22 protein-coding genes are annotated in these 22,088 nt (G+C 32.4%); 9 read left to right on the top strand and 13 right to left on the bottom strand.

Annotation, left to right across the window (positions count from 1 at the left end):
• Window positions 1-322 precede the first annotated feature (322 nt).
• The 6 genes from ABD077_RS02960 to ABD077_RS02935 all read left to right on the top strand — a co-directional run bounded on the left by ABD077_RS02960 (window position 323) and on the right by ABD077_RS02935 (window position 7,289).
• On the top strand, window positions 323-3,391 hold the full coding sequence (locus tag ABD077_RS02960; RefSeq protein WP_343910337.1) for a glycosyl hydrolase family 8: 3,069 nt from the start codon (window positions 323-325) through the stop codon (window positions 3,389-3,391).
• A gap of 393 nt (window positions 3,392-3,784) precedes the next feature.
• Window positions 3,785-4,036, top strand: a complete 252-nt coding sequence (locus ABD077_RS02955) for a hypothetical protein (RefSeq protein ID WP_299900145.1) — start codon at window positions 3,785-3,787, stop codon at window positions 4,034-4,036.
• Window positions 4,037-4,103: 67 nt separating this feature from the next.
• Window positions 4,104-5,384 (top strand): FAD-dependent oxidoreductase, encoded by a 1,281-nt coding sequence (locus tag ABD077_RS02950; RefSeq protein WP_343910333.1) that lies wholly within the window; start codon window positions 4,104-4,106, stop codon window positions 5,382-5,384.
• A gap of 355 nt (window positions 5,385-5,739) precedes the next feature.
• Complete coding sequence (locus ABD077_RS02945) at window positions 5,740-6,012, top strand: hypothetical protein (protein WP_343910331.1); 273 nt, start codon at window positions 5,740-5,742, stop codon at window positions 6,010-6,012.
• A 2-nt stretch (window positions 6,013-6,014) separates the two neighbouring features.
• On the top strand, window positions 6,015-6,305 hold the full coding sequence (locus tag ABD077_RS02940) for a hypothetical protein (protein ID WP_343910329.1): 291 nt from the start codon (window positions 6,015-6,017) through the stop codon (window positions 6,303-6,305).
• A gap of 21 nt (window positions 6,306-6,326) precedes the next feature.
• Window positions 6,327-7,289 carry a sodium-dependent bicarbonate transport family permease gene (locus ABD077_RS02935; RefSeq protein WP_343910327.1) on the top strand — a complete coding sequence of 321 codons (963 nt, stop codon included), beginning with the start codon at window positions 6,327-6,329 and terminating at the stop codon, window positions 7,287-7,289.
• 194 nt (window positions 7,290-7,483) lie between these two features.
• On the opposite strand, the gene ABD077_RS02930 is transcribed toward ABD077_RS02935, so the two are convergent.
• A complete protein-coding gene (locus ABD077_RS02930) occupies window positions 7,484-7,963 on the bottom strand; it encodes a hypothetical protein (protein ID WP_343910325.1) in 480 nt (159 codons plus the stop codon).
• Window positions 7,964-7,970: 7 nt separating this feature from the next.
• The gene (locus ABD077_RS02925) at window positions 7,971-8,519 is read right to left on the bottom strand and encodes a DUF3575 domain-containing protein (protein WP_343910323.1); all 549 of its coding nucleotides are present in this window, start codon (window positions 8,517-8,519) and stop codon (window positions 7,971-7,973) included.
• A gap of 327 nt (window positions 8,520-8,846) precedes the next feature.
• Between ABD077_RS02925 and ABD077_RS02920 the strand changes: the two genes are divergently transcribed.
• Complete coding sequence (locus ABD077_RS02920) at window positions 8,847-10,550, top strand: helix-turn-helix domain-containing protein (RefSeq protein ID WP_343910321.1); 1,704 nt, start codon at window positions 8,847-8,849, stop codon at window positions 10,548-10,550.
• A 153-nt stretch (window positions 10,551-10,703) separates the two neighbouring features.
• Complete coding sequence (locus ABD077_RS02915) at window positions 10,704-11,294, top strand: magnetosome magnetite crystal formation protein family (RefSeq protein WP_343910319.1); 591 nt, start codon at window positions 10,704-10,706, stop codon at window positions 11,292-11,294.
• Window positions 11,295-11,476: 182 nt separating this feature from the next.
• Here the strand turns inward: ABD077_RS02915 and ABD077_RS02910 are convergent, their stop codons facing one another.
• The 11 genes from ABD077_RS02910 to ABD077_RS02860 all read right to left on the bottom strand — a co-directional run bounded on the left by ABD077_RS02910 (window position 11,477) and on the right by ABD077_RS02860 (window position 20,011).
• Window positions 11,477-12,604 (bottom strand): hypothetical protein, encoded by a 1,128-nt coding sequence (locus ABD077_RS02910; protein WP_343910317.1) that lies wholly within the window; start codon window positions 12,602-12,604, stop codon window positions 11,477-11,479.
• Window positions 12,605-12,618: 14 nt separating this feature from the next.
• The gene (locus tag ABD077_RS02905; RefSeq protein ID WP_343910315.1) at window positions 12,619-13,452 is read right to left on the bottom strand and encodes a M23 family metallopeptidase; all 834 of its coding nucleotides are present in this window, start codon (window positions 13,450-13,452) and stop codon (window positions 12,619-12,621) included.
• Window positions 13,453-13,593: 141 nt separating this feature from the next.
• Window positions 13,594-14,349 carry an ExbD/TolR family protein gene (locus ABD077_RS02900; protein ID WP_343910313.1) on the bottom strand — a complete coding sequence of 252 codons (756 nt, stop codon included), beginning with the start codon at window positions 14,347-14,349 and terminating at the stop codon, window positions 13,594-13,596.
• Window positions 14,350-14,414: 65 nt separating this feature from the next.
• Window positions 14,415-15,500, bottom strand: coding sequence for a grasp-with-spasm system SPASM domain peptide maturase (gwsS, locus tag ABD077_RS02895; protein WP_343910311.1), 1,086 nt, complete (start codon window positions 15,498-15,500; stop codon window positions 14,415-14,417).
• 189 nt (window positions 15,501-15,689) lie between these two features.
• Complete coding sequence (locus tag ABD077_RS02890; protein WP_343910309.1) at window positions 15,690-16,643, bottom strand: ATP-grasp domain-containing protein; 954 nt, start codon at window positions 16,641-16,643, stop codon at window positions 15,690-15,692.
• Window positions 16,644-16,657: 14 nt separating this feature from the next.
• The gene (locus ABD077_RS02885) at window positions 16,658-17,158 is read right to left on the bottom strand and encodes a hypothetical protein (protein WP_343910307.1); all 501 of its coding nucleotides are present in this window, start codon (window positions 17,156-17,158) and stop codon (window positions 16,658-16,660) included.
• Between the two features lie 7 nt (window positions 17,159-17,165).
• Entirely contained in the window at window positions 17,166-17,633 is a 468-nt protein-coding gene (locus ABD077_RS02880; RefSeq protein ID WP_343910305.1) for a hypothetical protein, read from the bottom strand.
• A 131-nt stretch (window positions 17,634-17,764) separates the two neighbouring features.
• The gene (locus ABD077_RS02875; RefSeq protein ID WP_343910303.1) at window positions 17,765-17,962 is read right to left on the bottom strand and encodes a hypothetical protein; all 198 of its coding nucleotides are present in this window, start codon (window positions 17,960-17,962) and stop codon (window positions 17,765-17,767) included.
• Window positions 17,963-17,988: 26 nt separating this feature from the next.
• Window positions 17,989-18,171, bottom strand: coding sequence for a hypothetical protein (locus tag ABD077_RS02870; RefSeq protein WP_343910301.1), 183 nt, complete (start codon window positions 18,169-18,171; stop codon window positions 17,989-17,991).
• Window positions 18,172-18,416: 245 nt separating this feature from the next.
• The gene (locus ABD077_RS02865; RefSeq protein ID WP_343910299.1) at window positions 18,417-18,989 is read right to left on the bottom strand and encodes an RNA polymerase sigma factor; all 573 of its coding nucleotides are present in this window, start codon (window positions 18,987-18,989) and stop codon (window positions 18,417-18,419) included.
• A gap of 536 nt (window positions 18,990-19,525) precedes the next feature.
• Window positions 19,526-20,011: a hypothetical protein gene (locus ABD077_RS02860; RefSeq protein WP_343910297.1), complete on the bottom strand. Its 486-nt coding sequence runs from the start codon at window positions 20,009-20,011 to the stop codon at window positions 19,526-19,528.
• Window positions 20,012-20,359: 348 nt separating this feature from the next.
• On the opposite strand from ABD077_RS02860, the gene ABD077_RS02855 reads away from it, so the two are divergent.
• The gene (locus ABD077_RS02855; protein WP_343910295.1) at window positions 20,360-21,982 is read left to right on the top strand and encodes a helix-turn-helix domain-containing protein; all 1,623 of its coding nucleotides are present in this window, start codon (window positions 20,360-20,362) and stop codon (window positions 21,980-21,982) included.
• Window positions 21,983-22,088: the final 106 nt, after the last annotated feature.

Genomic DNA, 22,088 nt, shown 5'->3' with positions numbered 1-22,088 from the left:
TTATTACACTATAACCGCTTAAATAACTACTAAAATGGCTCAAAATTTATCCATTAGATAAAGGAAAACAATAGTGAAATCGGTAAAAATTTTAACGAAAACGTTTTCGTAAAAAAAAACTAAATTTTCCATCAAAAAACAACACAATAAATACTTGAATATCAAATATTTGCGTTATTTGTTAGCAAAATTAATAGATAAGAGCCTCTTGTTACTTCCTCAATTTTTTAACGCTTTTTCTAAGGATTTGATTACCAACTAATTGTTTGAAAGAAAATATAATAGTTTTAGGTCAACTAATTATCTAAAACACAAACTTCTTATGAAAACAATTACAACTAATCTATTCACATTATTATTGCTCTGTGTCATGGTGGTATCAGGGCAAGTCACAATTCAGATCGAAGATCTAAATATTGGTGGCCCGTATGCCGGAGCTATTGATACACCATTTAATGGAGTTGCTTTTTATGGCAATGGAGATAAAGCAGAAGGCACCGTAAATCTTTCCACACTTCCCGGTTTGTACCGTGTAGAAATTACAGGAGCTTCTTCCAATAACAATGAAGCTAGGATCGATTTAATGCTTGCCGGAAATAGTTTGGGCTCATTTGCTTTTTCTGGAACATCAACGTCCACCAGCACAAAAGAGGTGACTATATCAGGTACAAATCCTGTTACATTAGCCTTAGAATTAACTACAGATAATGGATCTAACGATACCTTTTTGGATCGGATCACTTTTACTTTTTTAGGATCTCCACCACCACCGAGATCGGCTCCAGTAATTCCATCAGTACCATCGTTTGAATCTGGAATCTATAGAAATATGTTTGTAGAATCCGGAAAAACAGAAGCTGCAGTAGCGCAGAAAATGAATGCTATTTGGGATCAATATTTCGTTAACGGTGATAGCAACAATGAACGGCTTTATTACGAAGTAGGAAATGATATGGCGTATATCTTAGATACAGGAAATAATGATATTCGATCTGAAGGAATGTCTTATGGAATGATGATCTGTGTACAATTAGGTAAAAAGGCTGAGTTTGATAACCTATGGCGTTTTGCCAAAAGATATAGTCAGCATCCCGAAGGTACTCAAAGAGAAGGTTTATTTTCCTGGCAATTAAATAGAACTAATTTTTCTATGATTGACCAGAATTCTGCACCTGATGGTGAGGAGTATTTTGTAACCGCTTTGTTTTTTGCCGATAGACTTTGGGGTAGTACAGGAGGTATTAATTACCGAGCAGAAGCAAATTACATTTTAGATAGTATGCTAAACAAACCAGCGCCTAGTACAGGATCTTGTCCAACAGGTCTGGTAGATCTAGACGAGCGACAAATAGTATTTGGAATTTGTGGTAATTCGGCCAGTTTTACAGATCCATCGTATCACCTTCCAGCTTTTTATGAAATATGGGCGTTAGAAGCAGACAATAACAATCAATTATGGGCAGAGATGGCCAATGTAAGTAGAACGTATTTATTGCCCAGAGCGGCACATCCACAAACAGGATTAATGCCTGATTATTCAGAGTTTGATGGTACACCAGTAAACCAAGGAAACCATGGTAATTTTGAGTTCGATGCCTGGAGAAATATTATGAATATGGGATTTGACTTTGCATGGTTTCAGAAAAGTAAAAATAGTATTCAGCCGTTGATTGATAATCAGATTGATTTCTTTAAAGATAAACCTGGATATAGTTCTTTATGGACTTTGGATGGATCTTTTAGTAGAAATAATGATCACTCTCCAGGATTAGTAGCTTGTAATGCTGTAGGAGCTTTGGCATTAGAAGATGCAAAAGTATGGCCTTTTATCGATGAGTTTTTTGATACCCCTATTCCGGCAGGTCAATATAGATACTACGACGGGTTATTATATATGATGAGTTTTATGCACTTATCAGGAAACTTTAAAGCTTTTTCTGATGGTATTGATATTCCCGATTGTAACGGTACTCCGTTTCCCACGGCTACCGTTAGTGCTACAAATGAAACAACGCTAGGCGCAAATGATGGAAAAATTACCTTTACGTTCTCGGATGTTTCTGGGAGAAGTGCTATAGAGTTTAGTAACGATGGCGGTACAACGTATCCATTACAAGTAAATGATAATGCAGGATCTGCAACATTTAATGATCTTTCTTCAGGTAATTATAACGTATGGGTGCGTTGGGGTAACAATGATTGTCCTACTAATTTAGGAAGTGTAGTGATTGCTGAAGGTGATCCGGTAGATCCAATACAGACACCTTTTACAAGCCATAGCATTCCTGGAATCATTCAGGCAGAAGATTATGATAACGGAGGACAAGGAATTGCTTATAATGATGCCGATGCTAGTAATAATGGAGGACAAGGAAGAGCTAATGAAGGAGTAGATATACAAAATACCAGTGATACCAATGGAGGTACTAATGTAGGCTGGACTGCTAATGGAGAGTGGTTAGAGTATACTATTGGTAGTATTAGTACGGGAACTTATGATATTGTTTTAAGAGTAGCCAGTACCCAAAGTAATACGAAATCAATAGCGCTAAAATTAGGAACATCCGTTTTAGGATCTGCCCAAATCCCGAATACCAATGGATGGCAATCTTGGCAAGATGTTATCATACCTAATGTCGAAATCACCAATGGAAATGCAAATCAGGTTTTGCGATTAGATATATCCGGAGGATTGTACAATGTGAATTGGATAAAATTTGAAGCATCCGATAATTCTGGAGGTGGTACTACATGTGACAAAATAGAAGCAGAGGATCATGTAGAGAATTTTTATCAGCTGACCAATACGAATGGAGTAATGACCAATATTGGGTATTCGCATTGGTTAAAGTTTGATAATGTAAATGTATCAGGTGGTAAGTTTACCTTCAGATATTCCAAAGGGAATAACGAAAATGGCTATATGAAAATCAGGCTCGATAACAATCAGGAGAGCAATACCATTGCAGAAATCTACCCAGAAAGTACCGGAAGTTGGAATACTTATGTAGAGAAAACTGTTGATGTATCTGCTTCAGGGAATCATGTAGTATATCTGTATTTTCATAATGCAAGTAGGAATATTCAATTAGATTGGATCAGTTTCGCTTCGGGATGTGACCAGCGAGCAGTAGATGAAACGATTGTAAAAGATGAAGCAGTTACAGTACAAGTGTATCCTAACCCAAGCAAGGGAACCGTAAATCTTCAGTTATCCGAATATAATGGTATCAGAAATATTACACTATTTGATATTTCAGGCAGAACCATACGAAGTATATCTGATATTCAACAAACGGAATACAGTTTCAATAATCTTAGCAAAGGTGTCTATATCATCAAGGTGAATAATAAGCAAAAGCCTATTGTTAAGAAAGTCATTGTTCATTAATAGAGAACCTATTATAGCACGGATTCAAAGAGGCTGTCTAAAAAGTATTGAAAACACGTACTTGTCAGTCTGAGCATGTCGAAGATAAATTGAAAATCAACTGATTAAAAACTTCGACAAGCTCAGTTTGACATTATAAAGTTACTTTTTGGACAGCCTGTTTGTTTTTTAGGAGTCTTATGGCGGATAAGAAACTTTGATATGAGCGTATCATTTTTTACTTCAAAGAAGACTCCTTTTTAGTTGATCTCTTTTTACCTATTTCAGCGATAAAACGAATGGTAAATATTTGTTAAACAAATTTATATGTAGCGTTTCTCCATGCTTCCTATTTTTAAATCTAATGCAATTATTGTATTTTTGTTTAATGTAAAATGAAAAATATTAAACAAAATGAAAGAAGGATTAGAAGAATTATGTACTGTTGTAATAGGAAAAAAAGGACTAGAGGATAGTTACACGTTTTACAAAAACGGGATGATTCGACATAGTTATGATAAAAATATTTTCAATTACGGTCTTATGGAATGGGTGCAGCCTGGAGAGATAAACAATATCATAAAACGAAGGATCATCAAAAACTGCAGAAATAAGTACAAAAGGAATATCCGTAGAATATTAGATTTCAATCTAAGAATGAACTAGTATTCTGAGAGGGATAATATTTCCCGTTGCTTATTTGTAGATCTAAAACCAATTAAAAATAAAAAGTTTGAAAAAATCTGAATATAAAGTTCATATTGTTGGAGCTGGGATTAGTGGTTTAATTGCAGCGCAAGTTCTGGAAAAATCTGGGTATCATCCCGTTATTATCGAATCAGAAGATAGTTGTGGTGGTAGAGTAAAAACAGATCAGATAGGAGGATATGCTATTGATCACGGTTTTCAAGTATTACTTACCTCATATCCAGCAGCAAAACAATATTTAGATTTTAATAGATTAGCGCTTCAGGAGTTTTTACCAGGGGCCACAATATTTGAAGATGGCAAACAGAAAATTATTGGAGATCCTCTGAGAGATCTATCATTACTATGGCCTACGATTACTGCAAATATTGGTAGCTTTTCTGATAAGAGAAAGATTTTAAAACTCAATCAGATTTTAAAAAAAACAACCATTCATGAGATCTTCGAAGAAAGAGAACAAACCACGGTATCATTTTTAGAAGATTTTGGGTTTTCTAATAAGATCATCCATCAGTTTTTTAAACCTTTTTTTACAGGAATTTTTTTAGAAGAGAACCTTCAGACTTCTTCTAGAATGTTCAAGTTTGTTTATAAAATGTTTGGAGATGGTAATGCCGCTATCCCTAAATTGGGTATTGGAGAAATAACAAATCAATTGGTCTCTGCACTAGATCATACTTCGTTTATATATAATACAAGAGTTGAAAAAGTAGCAGAGGGTACAATTTTGACTACAGAAGGGAAAGAAATCGAAAGCCATTTTACCATTATAGCTACAGAACCTAGTTTTGTAATTCCGAACCTGAAAAATCAGCAAATCACCTGGAAAAGTTGTGATACGCTTTATTTCGAAACAAAAGATCGAGTAATTCATAAACCACTAATAGGCCTTATACCTCATAAGGAAACGCTAATTAATAATATCTGTTACCCAACGGTTTTACAACCTAATACCATTTCTGGCAAAGAACTATTGTCGGTAACGGTAGTTAGATCACATAACTTATCAGAAACCGAATTGATAGCAAAGGTTACAGCAGAATTGGCAGAGCACTGTTCTATCCAAGTAGATCGATTTATAAAGCGATACGATATCTCTCATGCCCTACCTGATATCACGAATCTACAGTATGAAATGTTACCTTCAGAAACTCGATTAACACCCACTATTTTTATTGCAGGAGATCAGCAACTTAATGGCTCTCTAAATGCTGCAATGATATCTGGAGAAAGAGCCGCAATGGGAGTTATTGATGCTTTAGAAAATGGAATCGTAATAGAAGAACTTACCTCAGATTCCATATAAATCTGGTACTTCATAAAAATACCTTTAGTACTCCTTTTTATTCGCATGAATTTGAAAAATTTAGATGAAAATGGATAGGTTTTCATACAATTTCAATTTTTTTAGCGACGTATTACTTTAATTTTTTCGGGAAATCATAGACAGTATTTCATAATTCATCAGTGGTCTTTCGTTCAGATTAAATCTTTGTTTTTCAATTACTTACAAGTGTATTTTTACTAAGCGTATTTTTATGGTTTTTAAATATACATAAATAATTTTTATGCTTCTTATTATAAATATAAATAAAAACATATGAATTAGACTTGGTAATTTTACACCCAGAACATAGTAATAATATCAAAAAGCTATTAGTATGGAAACAGATATAAAATGGTCTTCGAGTGCGATACAAGTTCATAACGAAAAATCGATACTCACACTTCAAATCAACAAATCCAAACTCTTTACTTTTTCCAAAATCATTGCGCTGGTTGCATTCGTTTTGCTGTATGCAGTTGTCGCTGTAATGAGTTATATGGCAAATAGTGCATTGTTTTCAGAGCTTCTAAAAGTTGGAACAATACTAGGACTTGTTGCTTTCGTGGCATTTAAATCAAAGAATAATTTTAAATCAAAATCAGAATAATTATGGTATCTACAGAAGTTACACACAAGGTACAATTGGTAGATGGAGTATTTACACCATCAGAAGCATCAGATGTGATTAATAGTTTAATCAGAGAAAAAGTAAATTTTCATAAGTTACACAGGCTATCCATTTGCGAAGGAGATATGCATAGCGATACGAACTTTGATGACAGCAGAGTATCTCAGCTATTACAGGAAAAAGAAAATTTCAAACCTATTTATAAAGAAGCAATGTTAGGTGGTAAGAGAGTGAAAATAAGTGGTGTTTTAAACATTGAAATTATTGACTAACTCCTTATTTAATATTTAGAGATGAATTTACATCTTTTGGTTGATAATTTAACCAATCCAGCACTACTCTTCTTTGTATTAGGAATTATCGCTTCGCAAGTAAAAAGTGATCTTAAAATTCCTCAAAACTCTTCCAAATTTATTTCATTATATCTCTTGCTCTCTATCGGTTTCAAAGGAGGGCAAGAGTTAGCGCACAGTTCGTATAATGTGGATATTACCTATGCTATTGTTGCCGGAATTGTCATGGCACTTTTAGTTCCTGTGTATACATTCTTTGTTTTAAGATTAAAGTTTACGGTAGAAAATGCAGGTGCAATTGCTGCGGCCTATGGTTCTGTAAGTGCGGTTACTTTTGTAACGGCAGTGAGTTTTCTAGAGATGGAAGGAATAGATTTTGGAGGACATATGGTGGCAGTGATGGCACTTATGGAAGCTCCTTCTATTATCATCGGAGTATTATTACTACGATTATATTCTAACGGAAAAAAATCTGCTAGTGAGTTATTCCAATTGGTAAAGCATGCCATTACCAACGGAAGTGTTCTTTTGATTCTAGGGAGTTTGGTGATCGGTTTTATAGCCAGCGATGCACAAGCAGAAGGAATCAAGCCATTTACAACAGATATTTTCAAAGGATTTTTGGCAGTATTCTTATTAGATATGGGAATTACCAGCGGACAAAAAATCGGGGCATTACTAAAAAAAGGATGGTTTGCTTTCTTGTTTTCTATCATCATTCCGTTGATAAATGGTCTATTTGTAGCAAAGATTTCGGGAGTATTTTTATCTAATGACGGAGATCGGTTTTTACTAGCTATTTTGGCAGCAAGTGCTTCGTATATTGCTGTACCAGCAGCGATGAGAATTGCAGCACCCAAAGCCAATCCTAGTTTATATCTGCCAATGGCATTAGCAATTACATTTCCATTTAATATTACTTTAGGCATGCCGATTTATATGTATGTCATTCAAAGTTTTTAGTAGCAAAAAGAAAGATGCGAGTATTAGGTACAAAGTAGAAAGAAATTATTCCCCTCTTAAGACTCGTACTGAGTGTGGTCGAAGGAGGGGTTAGGGCTGTGCGAATTAGCAAACAGGAGAGTTATGAATCTAAAAAAAGTCGAACATTCTATTCCGCTAACAATCCAATGATCTAACTTTCCAACCTACAAAAATCAAACAATCTCCAGCAATGACATTTTACCACTGGCATGGTCTTTTTTAGTAATATGATAAACCGCCAAAAATGCTCCTACCTCATGTTCATGTTTGGTATTATGTACATTTTCTTGCAGATGTTTTTTGGTAAGCTTTACTAATTCTAGAGGTGCATATTTGGTTTTAAAATAATAGGTGTTCCATGGAATACATCGACTCCAACCTCTTTTATTTTCTTTATAGATATGAATCCAATCATTAGCACCTTCGAGCTCACAGAAATTACCATTGGGTAAAATGGTAAACCCAAAAGGATGTATAGCTCCTTCCTCATTGATATTAGAAGAAATAATGTTCTTTAGATGCTCCAAGCGCAAAGGGTTTTTGGCATAATGTAATACTACTTCGATCTTATGTAGAAAATCAAAAACTTCCATTTTTTGCATTCCTTCAAAATGGCGCATTACCTTATATAAGAGTTGTTGTTCTTGCTTCATCTTCTTACTATGATTGATTCCACAATACCCATCCCAAAGAGAAATTTACTACCGGAAGTATCGTTTCCTGAATATCACTAAATCCATACCCTGCTCCAAACTCGAATCTGAGATTTAGTTTTTTCCAATAGGTTCGTTGCAAACCATAAACTCCGGCAATAGTAACAAAGTAAGCATCTCTAGGATTGCGATCACTAAAAATAGTATTGGCATTCGAAAAAGAATTGGCCAATCCAAAATAATTTGCCGAGTTATGAGTAGTATTTTTTCCTTTTTCTTGGCGTCTTCTAAAGTTGTAATAATATCGGTAATCGATATCTAGCGTAGGATAAAATACGACTCGGGTTTCATCCAGAATTTCATTTTCTATCGTTCCCAGTTCTACACCTAATTGCAGACTTAGGGTGGTAGCATTCGTTACTCTTTTTTCATATTCTAGACTAGGAGTAATTAGCAGATTTCCTTTTAATAAGTGTTTACTGGTTTCAGCATCGGTGTTTTGAGCATTCATTAGGGTAGTACATAAGAGTACTAGGATCATGAGTTTGTGTTGCATGTTTTATAGTATTGTTGTAAAAGTCACCTGTAACGCACCAATACTCATGCTTTTGTGTAGTAAAAGTTTTGTTATGGCTCGTTTCATTAATGAGTAATACGTTTCGTTTCTATTACTTTAGTGTAGTTTTAGGCAAATTTGTTACCCGCTTTTGGGGAATAATTGGTTATTCTTATCTGATCAAGGGTGTATGATACCATGCATGGTATAGATGTACAACCGGTTTTTCATAAATATCGACTAGCTTTTGATCGATTTATCCCATAAACGCCAATCTTCATAAACGAAATTAAATACTTTTGACGCATACAAAATCAACCAAGGATTATGAGGCAAAAGCTAAGCATACTATTCTTTTTATTTACTCTTTTAGCGATGGGGCAATCAGTTGACTCATTAGTTGTATCAGATATTGATTCTCTTGTACAATTGGATTCTTCTATTATTTATGAGGGTTATGAGCGTAATTTGGATATAGATACGGTAAGTTCTAAGATATTCGCAAGAGCTTATTTGAAGAAAGCAAAAATTGATGATATAGACTATAAGCTAGCTTATGGATATTGCGCGATGGCTTCTTTTGATTCTAATAGCTTTGAACACAAAATTCAATATTTAGACAGCGCAATTAATATAACACAGAGTACTGAAAATAAATACTTCCCAACTTTAGCTTACATAATAAAAGGAGTAGCATATGAAGGAAAGGGGAAGTTTAATATTGCTTTGGATAATTATATTAGAGCACTTAATTGGTCTAAGAAAAAGGAAGATATCCATTATGAATGGATTGCAAAACATAATATAGGTCTTTTAAAAATAAAAATTGGAAATTATGATGAAGCTAAATCAATTTTTAAAGAATACCTAAAATTCGAAGAATCAAATAATATTAGATTTTGGAATGATAGTTTAAGGTATCTTAATACATTATCTACACTAGTTAGTATTTATCGAAAAAATGAAGAGATAGATTCGGCGATTTCACTGAATAGAAAAGGGATGGAGTTGGCGATTGGATTTCCTAATAGATTTATGTTTTTCTTCAATAAGGGGGTCAATGAATTTTATAAGGAAAATTTTAAAGAATCGATATACAATCTTAATCAATCATTGCCAGAATTTAAAAAACCTGAGAATATCTATCATTATGATACATCCGATATTATAGAAATCTACTTTTATTTAGGTAAATCTCATCTTGGTTTGTTTGAAAAGGAGAAAGCAATTACTTATTTTAAAAAAGTAGATTCTGTAGTTCAAAATACGGGTTATTTAACCGCCGAAATAAGACCGGCATACCAGCATATTATCAAGTATTATAAATCAAAAAAAGACAAAAACAATCAGCTTTTTTATATAAACAGACTTTTATATAGTGATAGTATTTTAAGTACTAATTTTAGAAATTTAAATACTAAAATATCTAAAGAATTTGATACCCCGATTTTATTAGCAGAAAAAGAAAAATTAATTGCTTCCTTAGCCAAGGAAAATACCAGAATATCTACCAAAAACATTATTATCTCTGGCCTTTTACTACTAGCATTAGGAGTTGCTGGATTTTATTTTTACAGACAACGCTTGTATAAAAAGCGATTTTTAAAACTGGTGGCGGATCAATCTTCTAATACCAATGAAAAAGCAAATACAAAAGATGCGACTGCAGCTATAAGCAAAGAAATTATAGCCCATTTATTAGAATGCTTACAGCAGTTTGAGGATAAACAAGAATACTTAGATCCAGATATAAATATGGTCAATCTTGCCAAACGCTTTGATTCTAATTCCAATTATCTTTCTAAAGTGATTAACAAATACAAAGGAAAAAACTTTGCTCAATATATCAACGACCTTCGTGTAGCCTATGTTATTGATAAATTAAAAAATGATCCCATTTTTAGAAAATATACCGTAGTAGCCTTAGCTCAGGAAATAGGATTTAATAATCCGGAGTCTTTCTCAAAAGCTTTTTATAAAAACACAGGTATTTATCCTTCCTATTTTATCAAAGAATTATTGAAACAATAAAAATGAATAGGTGTGCTATTGAATGTAATGATGATCAAAAAAGTCAATAAAATCAACGTTTGGCGTAATTGACGTAGATTTGACGTAATAGTGGCGATACCAATACAACCGACCGTTTCTAGATTTGTACCGTTGAATTTTTAAATTAGTATTATGAAAAATGCAAACCTTGCAAAAAAGATTAAAGAGCTACGAGTACGTCATGGATTTTCTCAGGAAACATTAGCTTATGAAACCAATCTAGGATTAAGAACGGTACAAAGAATCGAAAATGGAGAATCAGAACCCAGAGGAGAAACGTTAAAAAGATTATCCATCGCCTTAAAAACATCACCAGATGAACTGTTAGATTGGTCGGAGCAAGAAGATAAAGGATTTCTTTTGTTATTGGGATTATCTCCTTTATCGTTTCTGATTTTTCCACTATTAGGCATCATTGCACCACTAGTTCTGTGGATCGCAAAACGCAATAAAATAAAAGGGGCAGATACGTATGGAAAGAAGCTATTAAATTTTCAGATCACCTGGTCTGTAGTGCTGTTTTTAGCATATTTGTTTTTTATTTTGGCAATGTTTGGAGTCATAACAATCGAGTTAGATTTTCTAAGTTCATTTGATTCCTTACCAATAATTGTATTGTTTTTAGGATTATATTTTATCAATATTTCCTTTATCGTAGTCAACGCTATACTGATGTTTAAAAGCAAAAACGTTTGGTATCCTTCGGTGAGATTATTGAAATAGTGTTTGATTTAGAATATGTAGACCATCTTGTACTCCATGAGATCTGCTTAGAAAACTGTTTATGATTTTGGGTAAGAGTAGTTAGGATTGCAGGTGTTTTTGTTATCACTTTGCGTTTTTAACACTCTTATTTTAGACATATCTAAAATGGAATAGCATAAGCATATGAACTAGAGATAGTTTTAAGGAGTATCTACTCTTTCAATACACATCATTCTATGTTGTAATCTAACATAACTAAGCTCATCATTGCTAAAATCCGAATTGATTTCTACGTATATTTTTTCTACTCGTTCTTTTTTACTATTGTAAATCACATATCTTTCCTTCGGAATAAAGGGTTTGTAAAACTCGAATTTCTTTTTTGTGAAGGGTGTAATTGGTTCATTTTCAATTTCTGAAATAATCGAATCTATCTGCTTGTCTGAATATCCTTCTTCCTTGGCTTTGTTTTTTAAATCGGTCATTAAAGCTGTTAAGAATGCTGCCATCTCTTTAGAAAAGGAGTCATTTTCTTTGTTTTTAGGAGATCTTTCGGATATGTATTTTTCTATTGCCTTTGGAGATTTGTCGTAGTATAAATCTTCAATTCTATACTGATTTTTAGTTATTTGTGATGTTTTAATATGTTGATAACCATTTATTCTCCAATAATGATTAGTCATCGATGTCGTATCTGCTACCTGTACATAAGAAGATGTATCCTTTGCCAGGGGCATTCCGTGTAAACCATAAAACACATCAAAAAGAATCATTTTAAATAATTTCTTAGTGTTTAAACAGGTGTTATCTTCTTTATAGGGTTGTTTGTAATGATATCCGTAAGTGAAAACAAAACCTTCGATAGTATCTGCGATTGCATCATTAAGATTATACATTTGTACAATATAATTGCGTACCTCTTCACAATTTACAATATTTAGTAATTCACCACGATGTCCTATTTCGAATCTGATTTTAAAGGGATGATGCTCTTTTTCTAATGCATTGAAAGTAGGAAGTGTAAAAATTTGATATTTAAAAACTTCCTGATTTAGCTGCCACTCTACGATACTTGATGTCTCATTTTTGGATATTACTTTTTCTTTAAGTAAGAACTCGAATTTAACTTCATTTTGGATAGAATCTTTGTTATACATGCGTCTTACATTAGATACTTTATAAGAAGAAACTACATTTTCTTTAGGAACTATATCTAATATCGTAGCATCAGATGGTTGCTCTATAATAGTAATCCGATCTCCTTTTTGCGCCTTTGTCAGACAGGAAAACAGTATTAAGATTAAAAACAATGCTATATTTTTCATCATTTCTTATAACAAGATTAAAATTTTCGGGTATACTCCTTTTTTTCTACAAGTTCTTCAATAGCATCTTCTGTAGCTACTACAAATTTTGTTTTCAGGCTTTCTCGTTCCCCTAATCTTTGAAAATATACTTCGAAATGTAAATGAGGCCCAGTAGAAAAACCTACATTTCCGCTAAACGCGATCAGTTGTCCTTTTTCAATTCGATCTCCTACTTTTACCACTGCACCATCTTTTTTGATATGCAAATACTCAGCAAAGGTTCCATCGGCATGAAAAATTCTGATATAGTTATTGTATTCCATACACTTGGGTTTTGGACAAGTCTTATCATTAGAGTCAATTACCTTAACTACGGTTCCTCCTCTGGCAGCCATGATTTTAGTGCCTATCTCCATAGTAAAGTCTAAAGCATTCTTTTTTTGATGCGAAAAATCACCATCATATCCTTGATAAAGTATATGTGTTTCATCTTTAGAAAAAGGTAAATGGTATGCAAATTCCTTATCATATTTAGTTAAAAAATGATCTCCTTGCTGATATCTTGTGCTGTAAGAAAACGTATAGGACTTCCCTTTTTTTATGCAAAGTAATTGGGTGATTTCATAATTTTTAGAATTTGCAGGAACTACAAAGGTATCTTGCTTTCCGGTAGTGGGTTTTAGATTTTTTAGTTTAAATTCAAATTGTACTGTAATAGGATAAACGTTAGGATTATCGGCTATGATTTTATACCCATTTGTTATCCTTTCGTAAGAAGGTGTAAATTTTTCCTGAGAATTCATATTCATAGCACACCACAATAGCATGATGGTAAGCAACCAATTATTTTTTTGTTTTTTTAGTATCATATTTTTCTATTCGGAGTTTTTGGTTTTGGGTTAGTGTAGAGGATTAGTTTTTCAATGGGCAAATGTATCATAGTTTTACGATAGTAGCGTAAACAAAAATTATCGATGGCACTAACAATTCTCTTATTGGTAAAACGGTAGTTATTCCTCTGGGTTTCTAGTTATTTTTACTTCTTTTTGATTACTATACTTCATCAACGTTACCAGTTGTTCTGTAATGCGGGTAGGCTTCTCTTTTTTCTGCTTTTTTAAAACTTTTTGAGTTTTGTTTAACCAAAAAATATAATCTTCATAAAGTAAGTTTGATGCATAATCTACTGCAATCAAATCTGATGAATTGATCATTTTTTTGTAGGCCTTACTATCAATTTCCAATTCTTTACCGTTTAACAATCTCACTTTTTTATTTCCTTGTATTCTTATTTGCTGATAAGATAGCTTCTTGTATTTTTCTTTTGTAGTAGGAATAGCAGTTTTCTTTGTGTCCAATACCTTTTTGGGGATATCCAATTTATTTGTGTAACCAAAAGCAGACCTGAAACCGGATATGAATCGCATCATATGTACTACCTGATCAATCCCTGATCTGGCTACTGCGGCTTTTATCTTATCGATAGTTTTATAATCAGCTCTTTTATCTGCAAAAATATAGACCTCATGTATACTTTCTTTTGGTATTTTTTTGAGTTTTTCGGTGATCACATTAGGATTTTTAATTTGTTCACCTAGTAAATCATACATACGATTATCACTACTCACATACAGAAAGGCTTTAGCAAACTCATGTTCATATGTTATTTTCTTTCCTCGATGTTTCGGTAATTCTATTTGATCAGGTAGCTGCGCATAACCTTGGAATATAAAAAGTAAAAAGAAAATTGGTATCAAATGTTTCATAACATAGGGGTTAGAATTTTTATCTAAGTGTATACTGTTACTTAGTGTCATAAAGGAGAAAAGTGTTACCCTATAAGTTCATAATGTTTTATGGTTTTTTTCTTTAAGGGATTTTGTGACCAATCTTGCCATGTATTGGTATAAGGGTCATAACCACATTTAAGAGGTTTACTATAAAGATTTTCAGGATCTTCGATATATGCTCTGCAATCTGTGCAGACATGTCTAAACTCACAATCTTTACATACATTTATTTTATCTTTAGAGATATTCCAATACTTTTTAAACTCTTTTTGTTCAACTACTTCATTTAGACTTATAGCTTTTATGCTCCCATAACTTTTCATCATAGAGGGACAGTTTTTTATATGACCATTGGTGTCAATGGAAATTTTTCTGTTTAAGCAGGAATTAAATTGTTGTGATTCTGTGAATGTATTAATATTCACGGAAAACAAACTTGAGTCGATAACTCCGCAACATTTTTCGTTATTGATAATAGTATCTGTAATAATAATATATCCTCTTCTATTATCAATTGGAGCGATGAATTTGTTTTCATGACTTCCGTAATATCTAAAAGAGGAAACTCTAGCATACGTATACATAAAATCCTGAGCTGTTTCAATCTTAAAATTATTGTCAAAAGGTATTGTAAAATCTATCGAGATGATAGATGATTTTATATCATCTAAAAATGCTACAATTGTTTTAATTTCTTTGAGAGAAATCTTTTTAAAAAAACGAAATTCAATATGTTTACAACGAAGTTCGTTTAGATTTTCTAAAGCTTGATGTATATCATAATCACTTTGTTTTCCGACATCTATAATTGCATTAGTAATTGTATTTGGTTGATACCAATTCATTGACATTTTCGGGAATAATTCTGGAGTAGTAGTAAAAAATACAAACTCATGATCAATTAAAAACTCAAAGTATTCATCTATTATGGTATCATACTTATGGTCATATTTCTTTTTAATTTCTACAATGGTATTACCCTCATGTTCTTTTATTAGCTTATATAGATCATTAGGAATTAATTGTATGGACCCTCTATGAAGATCACAGATAGAACTTCTTTTAGCTCCTTTTACAGGAATACAATTTGCAATAAGTTTAAAAGGCGTTTCTTGTTCAACTTTCATAGGGTGAAAATTTTAGAAATGGGTCTATAAAAATTATAAGGAGTCATTGCATCTGTATCTATGTAATCAATTGCAATTGTACTATTTTGTAGTTTGAAACTTCTATTTTTTTTAATTTCTGCTTTTTGAAACGTAAGGGGCAAGATGGGTTGTATTTTCTTTATTTGGTCCATATTACTTTAATATTGATTATTTGAAAACTAAATATTCTGCTATGTTCTTTTCGATGTAATAATTGCAATGTTTTGAAACCCAGTCTAATTGCCCTTGCGGATTTACTTCCAAGAATATATAATTGTCCGACTTGTCTACGATAAGATCTATAGATCCAGTAGAGAGTCCAGATTTTTTTATAAAGTTTAGTATTTGTTGTTCAATGTGTTTTGGTAAAAGAACGGGAACATTTCTATTTGGTTTTTCTCTATTATAATTACGGTAATCGACTGAAGTTTTGGAGTCGTTTTGTGATAAGATAGCCATAGGGTACAAGGTGGTTTTAAAAAAGAAAACTCGGATTTCATACGTTTTCTCAATCTTTTCTTGTACCAATGTGGGAGCAAAATGTTCTTTCATGGAGGTAATAATATCTTCAGAAACCACAAAGGTACCTCCTGAATATATCCCAGAATCCTGAGCTTTTATCTTTATACCATACCGAATGTCTTTGGTAATAATTTGATCATAAGTATTAAAAAATGATTGTAATTCTTTTTTAGAAGTTGTTATTAATGTATCCGGGATTCTAATACCGCAATCTTTTGCTTTTAGCAAATAATCAATTTTATAATTTTCAACCTCCTTATGATAACTACCAATATATTCTTTAGTATCACCAAGAATATCTTCTAACGATTTTAATAAACTATCTTCCTCCTTTTTTAGATAGGTGTATAAAGATGAGTTCGTATTTCTAAGTGTACTTGGTAAAAAACGTATACTTCCACGACGGTGCCATATTTTTTCAACTTTGCTTGTATCAATACTTGCAATTTTTGTAGTGCAATTTTGATTTGTGATTTTAAGACTATCTAATGGAGTATAGTCAGAGAAGTTAATTCGTTTTACATTTTTGGTGTAATGACGAATCCACTCCATAGCAATATTAGTGGTGATATCGCTAGTATCACCAATGACAAGTACCATAATAAGAATGTTTTTTAGTTTTTAGTTACAATTTTGAGAGGTAATAATTCCTGTCGTCCCTCTAAATTCCATCGGATTAGGTGATATTCTGGTGGAGTGATTCTCTTTGCTTCTAGCTCACGATCTAATAATGGCATCATTTGATCACAGTATTTTTCATCTGCGTGCTGAAATATCAACCAAATCGGAATAGGCTTACCACTTCTTTGAGGATTAGGAAAACCATATTGTTCAGTGAAAATGATGAGTTTTTGTGTATTTTGATCATCTAGCTGTTCTTGAATACTCCAAAGCGAGTCCCATTCTTTTTCAGGAGGTTGTTTTCCAATTCTATATAAAGAGTCTAATGGTTTTCTATATCGTTGGTCATTTTTTACCATTGTTGATAATTCCTCTTGCAGTCTTACTTTATCAAGACTCTGAAATGCGGTTTCTACGTCTTCATTTGTTTGTATATGTTGCTTACAAGAAATTAGGATTAGCAAACAAAGACTAAATATTATATATGTTTTCATGTATTATCTATAATTCTATTTCATCTGGATGTCCTATTCTACCGTTTACATGCCATTTAAGCAATCTATAGGTATTACTATCCATTCTTTTAGCATTAAATTCACGCTCAATTAAGGGTTTAATTTGGTCGTGGTATTCCACAGGCGCATGATGAAATAATATCCATGGAGCAATAGGTTTTCCTGTTCTATCTGAATTTGGGAACCCATATTTTTCAGTGATCTCTATAATCCGTTTAGTATTTGTATGATCGTTTTGGTATCTTAACTTGATTAATGAATCCCTTTTTATTTGATAATCTTTTGCATTTTTATCGAGTCCATTTTTTTGATTTCTATAGTATTGATCATTAGAGACCATTTCTTCCAATTCTTTCCAAAGTTTTTCGTTATTAATTTCCTGAAAAGCTTTTTCGATTTCTTCATCGGTAGGTTGTGGCTTGCCACAGGAAGCTGTAAAAAAAATAAATAACATGAGAAGACATTTTGATGCCATATTTTTAAATTTTAAAAGATGGATTCTTGTAAATGTAGTTTATTATTCAAAGAGATAAGCAAATATCTAGAATATACTTACCTCTTTTTTATTACACATCTCAACAGTTTTTAGCGAGCATTATATGGTTCTACGAAGCAGAACATATCTCCTACACCAAATTTTCCATCTCCATTACTATCTTCCCATACGTCTGTATATTGACCATCAGAGTTTAAACCAGTGTGTGAAGTTTCATTACCTCCTCTAATTTGATTTAAGGAAACACCGCTCATTTCAGAATTTTGAAAATCTTTAATTCGTTTCATACATATTTGATTTAATAGTTAATACATTATTCACAAGCAATTATTTCCATACACTCTCCTGGATCTGGTTTTCCATTATCATTAGAGTCTTCTAAGCAGTCGCATTGTGCTGTATCTCCGCTTCCAAAAGAAGTGTCAATATATCTGACACCGCCATAGATACTGCTCAATCCGTTTTGTTCGATTTTTAAACTTTCAAATTTTTCCATGTTGTTTTGATATTAAAATAATTTGCACCTACTCTATTAAAAAGGCTTTTCGGTTTCCGCCTGGTCCGTTGCGCTACGGTTTATTTTAGATTTTTAGATTGTTCGATCTTTGGATGCTTTGATAATTAGATGTTTTGGATTCATTAGCTTTTCAATACTAATCACTCATAATTCCTAATTCTTAACTCCTTAACTTCTGTTTCCCGACACCTAACACCCAACTACTAAAACCTCATACCCAGTACCTAACTCACTACCAATTCTGCATATACAGGATCTTTTTGGATCATTTGGGTTAATCGTTCTTTATGAATATGTTTCTTTTTGCGAGTGTAGCCTTCCGTTAGTCCAAAATAACTGGCAATTTCTTTCATACTTTTTCCTTCAAAGAAGAGTTGCAATAGCTGTTTACTTTGGGTGCTTAATCGTGTAAAATGTTTATTAAATAGATCCTGCTCATCAGCTCTACTTATCCGTTCTATAACAGATTCCGAAGGGTCTAGGGTGTGGTTTTCATGAAGTTCCTGAAATGCTAATACATGCTGTCTGCGCCATTGGTTTCTCCATTTGTTTTTGCAGATTCCAATAAAATAGGTGTGTATAGAAGATTCTAAAGAGGCTAAGCTACCAGAGCGAGCTTTGTGATATAGCAATACCATTGCTTCCTGAAAAATATCTTCTACATCTTCTATAGTACCTTGATAGCGTAGGATATACTTTTTTACCGCTGGTAAGTCTTTTTTATAAAATGATTTTAGCACTTGGTGATCCCCTGTGATAATCCCTGCTATGATGTGTTTGTTTGTTGTTGAGTTCATGTTTTCCTATACGTTGTTTGTCACACCAATCTTGTCAGAGTGTTTTTTCATACTCCGAGTGACATTATGTTGTCTACAGATATTGCGTGATTATGTGTTGTTGTGTTTATGTAATTGTATGTTGTACCACATGCGAATGCATTATATTTCTATGTTACTTTCTCAGGTACTATTTACTTTTTCATTTATCTTGTTATATTTTTATATACCCCATCTGCCTAAGGGGTGTACCCCATGGCAAACTGTTTCTAAGGATTGAATTACTATTTATAAGAATCATTTTACTGGGTATTACCCTTGTAGCAAGCACTTCTAAGGATCGATTTGATACTTATAAGCGGTATTCGATGGCTTATAAGTTTCGATGTACGGGTTATCAACCCTATTTCTTGGGATTCGTACTAGTAATTTAATCCTTCGAAATAGTATGTTGATCCTTCGAAGTGCTCATAGGAGGGGTAACAACTATTGATATCTTCCTTATGAGTGGTATGGCAAGTGATCTATTGGCTAACTCACCAGCGCTATGTATGGTGTTAAGAGGTTGTATCCGTGGTATCGATACTGGATGTCGTCTTATTAAACAACACCTTCATATCTTCATATACTGATTTAGCACCCGGTTCATTTTCACCGGCTAGATAACGACTCATGCGATAAAAACTTAGCGCATTGGTATAGTTATCATGATCTAAGAGGGTTTTGGTATCTACCAGTTGTTGGGTTAGATTTTCTAGGAGTTGCACTCTGTTTTCTACTTGTGTACGTGCCAGATAATCTTTGTCAAACTCTTCTTTGTCGATAAAACTAGGAACCCAATTAGGATGTTGCTCCATATAATTTTTGGCTTTGTCTACAATTAGTTTGTTCTGATTGGCAATACGTCCGTATTGTCTGCGCTGATCAGGAGTAAGGTTTACTGTTTTACCAGTAAGTATCTGGCGAATGCCCAGTAAATGCCCATCTAGCTGAGTTAATTCTTCTTCTGTAAAGCTAATGCTTATTAAATTTTCTAATGCCATTACGGAATTCTATAAAGTTACTATTGGTTTTTACTGTAGTTTTGTAACTGATCAGATTTTTTGAACTACGTTTTTGTTAGGACAAATATATGTGCGAGAATTACGTTAGTGCAAGGGGAGATGGTCTAGATTCATGAATTTTGAGTTCAGAATTAATAAATTTTGATCTCTAAAATTCAGTGTTAAATTATGATTATTAGTATTTAAATATAATTAAAAAGTATAATGCATATAGGCTTTAAATAATATTCTAATATGATTGCATATAGTAAATTTATAATAACATTTCTTAATTATTTTTTAATACTATTTATCTCATGTATTAGTTCTGCTGCATTCTCTCAAAAAGTGAATAGAGATTTAGTTGAAGAAAAGAATGCTCAACAATCTTATGAAGTACTTAAAACATTATTTTATGAGAACATAAAAGATTCTTTAAAGGCAATATCTTATGCAAATACTTATTTGAAAAAAGCAAAAGATAAACAAGACACTTTACACATTGCTCATGGATATTTTTATTTTGGAAGGATGTATCTTCATAATCCTCAAATTATGTTGCAATATTCCGACTCCATTATTGCTATAACTGAAAACAAAGATTATTTTAAGTATCCTGCGAGAGGTTATTTATATAAAGGTTATTCTTTAGATTTATTAGATAAAGATGAATTGGCTATAACATCATATTTGGAGGGGTTAAGATTTGCAGAATTAAAAAACGATATGCCCAATGTGATAGCAATACGACATAATATTGCTCTTTTAAAAAATATTCTGGGAAAAAGTACTCAAGCGTTGGAAGTATTTAAAGAAAATTTACAGTATATCAGAAAACAAGATACATTAAAAGAGTATAAACCACACTATATTGCTTCATTATACAAAATCTCTGATGTATATAATCGTTTAGGTAAGATTGATTCAGCAGCAACATATCTGAGAAGAGGTTTGGAAAAAACAGGGTATGAAGAAACTAATTTTTACTATCCCGATTTGTTGCTTGGTTATGGTATTAATTTATATTTGAGACAGAATTATTCTATGGCTTTAGATACCTTGAAAAAGTCACATTTGCTATTGTCAAAGAGACAAAAATCAGCTAATATCTCTATAGCCAAAATGTATCTTGGTAAATCATTCATTGGATTACAACAAAAAAAAGAGGGATTAGATAATTTGAAAACTGTTATAAGTAAAACGGATAGTTTAAATTATGTGCCAGAAATTCGAGATGCATTTACTATTCTAATAGATCATTACAATCATGTTGATAATAATACAGAGCAATTAAAGTTAATGGAAAGATTAATTTCATATGATCGTATTTACAATAAAAAGCACAATAAATTAAACAATACAATTGTTAAAAATTATGATGAGGCAGGTCTAATACGTCAAAGAAATGAGCTTGTTCAAAAGTTAGATAATGATAAGAAAAAATCAAGAATTACAATCATAGCTTTAACCATACTTACAATTTCCATTGTTTTGGTGCTTCTTTACTTTTTAAGAAAAAGAAATCGCCAACATAAACAGGAATTAGGTGAAAAAACAAGAACTATTACGGAGTTACGTTCACAAAAAGAAAAGAAATCCAAAGACCTTGATATATCAGATGAGTTAGCAAAAAATATATTAAAAAAGTTGGAGACGTTTGAAAATAACTTAGAGTTCACTAAAAATAACTTGACATTAGGGAAAGTTGCAAAAATGTTAAAAACCAACTCGACCTACCTTTCTTTTATCATTAATAAATTTAAGAATAAAAATTTTGCCACTTATTTAAAGGATTTAAGGATTAATTATTGCATTGAAAGGATTAATAATGACTCAAGGTTTAGACAATATTCTATAAAATCAATTGCTAAAGAAATAGGATTCAATAATATTCAGTCTTTTGCGACTGCTTTTAATGAGAGAACTGGAGTTAATCCAGCAGCGTATGTTAAAAATATTGAAAAACATTGATTTACAACATGTTAAATGGATTTGGTTAAGATCAAAATTTATAAATTTTGATCTTTTAGTTTGCAAAAACCACTAACATTGTTAAAGATGTTTATACTTTTACAAA

The sequence above is a fragment of the Aquimarina litoralis genome, from assembly GCF_039523995.1.
Lineage (GTDB): Bacteria > Bacteroidota > Bacteroidia > Flavobacteriales > Flavobacteriaceae > Aquimarina > Aquimarina litoralis.
The sequence above is the reverse complement of the archived record's forward strand: the minus strand, read 5'-3'. Positions and strand labels throughout refer to the sequence as shown.

Excerpts from the sequence above, each read along its gene's own strand:
- ABD077_RS02915 (WP_343910319.1), top strand. The coding sequence starts at position 10,704 with ATGAAAAATGCAAACCTTGCAAAAAAGATTAAAGAGCTACGAGTACGT.
- ABD077_RS02945 (WP_343910331.1), top strand. The coding sequence starts at position 5,740 with ATGGAAACAGATATAAAATGGTCTTCGAGTGCGATACAAGTTCATAAC.
- ABD077_RS02905 (WP_343910315.1), bottom strand. The coding sequence starts at position 13,452 with ATGATACTAAAAAAACAAAAAAATAATTGGTTGCTTACCATCATGCTA.
- ABD077_RS02875 (WP_343910303.1), bottom strand. The coding sequence starts at position 17,962 with ATGAAACGAATTAAAGATTTTCAAAATTCTGAAATGAGCGGTGTTTCC.
- ABD077_RS02910 (WP_343910317.1), bottom strand. The coding sequence starts at position 12,604 with ATGATGAAAAATATAGCATTGTTTTTAATCTTAATACTGTTTTCCTGT.
- ABD077_RS02900 (WP_343910313.1), bottom strand. The coding sequence starts at position 14,349 with ATGAAACATTTGATACCAATTTTCTTTTTACTTTTTATATTCCAAGGT.
- ABD077_RS02955 (WP_299900145.1), top strand. The coding sequence starts at position 3,785 with ATGAAAGAAGGATTAGAAGAATTATGTACTGTTGTAATAGGAAAAAAA.
- ABD077_RS02860 (WP_343910297.1), bottom strand. The coding sequence starts at position 20,011 with ATGGCATTAGAAAATTTAATAAGCATTAGCTTTACAGAAGAAGAATTA.
- ABD077_RS02940 (WP_343910329.1), top strand. The coding sequence starts at position 6,015 with ATGGTATCTACAGAAGTTACACACAAGGTACAATTGGTAGATGGAGTA.
- ABD077_RS02960 (WP_343910337.1), top strand. The coding sequence starts at position 323 with ATGAAAACAATTACAACTAATCTATTCACATTATTATTGCTCTGTGTC.
- ABD077_RS02930 (WP_343910325.1), bottom strand. The coding sequence starts at position 7,963 with ATGAAGCAAGAACAACAACTCTTATATAAGGTAATGCGCCATTTTGAA.
- gwsS (WP_343910311.1), bottom strand. The coding sequence starts at position 15,500 with ATGAAAGTTGAACAAGAAACGCCTTTTAAACTTATTGCAAATTGTATT.
- ABD077_RS02925 (WP_343910323.1), bottom strand. The coding sequence starts at position 8,519 with ATGCAACACAAACTCATGATCCTAGTACTCTTATGTACTACCCTAATG.
- ABD077_RS02870 (WP_343910301.1), bottom strand. The coding sequence starts at position 18,171 with ATGGAAAAATTTGAAAGTTTAAAAATCGAACAAAACGGATTGAGCAGT.
- ABD077_RS02885 (WP_343910307.1), bottom strand. The coding sequence starts at position 17,158 with ATGAAAACATATATAATATTTAGTCTTTGTTTGCTAATCCTAATTTCT.
- ABD077_RS02920 (WP_343910321.1), top strand. The coding sequence starts at position 8,847 with ATGAGGCAAAAGCTAAGCATACTATTCTTTTTATTTACTCTTTTAGCG.
- ABD077_RS02935 (WP_343910327.1), top strand. The coding sequence starts at position 6,327 with ATGAATTTACATCTTTTGGTTGATAATTTAACCAATCCAGCACTACTC.
- ABD077_RS02890 (WP_343910309.1), bottom strand. The coding sequence starts at position 16,643 with ATGGTACTTGTCATTGGTGATACTAGCGATATCACCACTAATATTGCT.
- ABD077_RS02865 (WP_343910299.1), bottom strand. The coding sequence starts at position 18,989 with ATGAACTCAACAACAAACAAACACATCATAGCAGGGATTATCACAGGG.
- ABD077_RS02880 (WP_343910305.1), bottom strand. The coding sequence starts at position 17,633 with ATGTTATTTATTTTTTTTACAGCTTCCTGTGGCAAGCCACAACCTACC.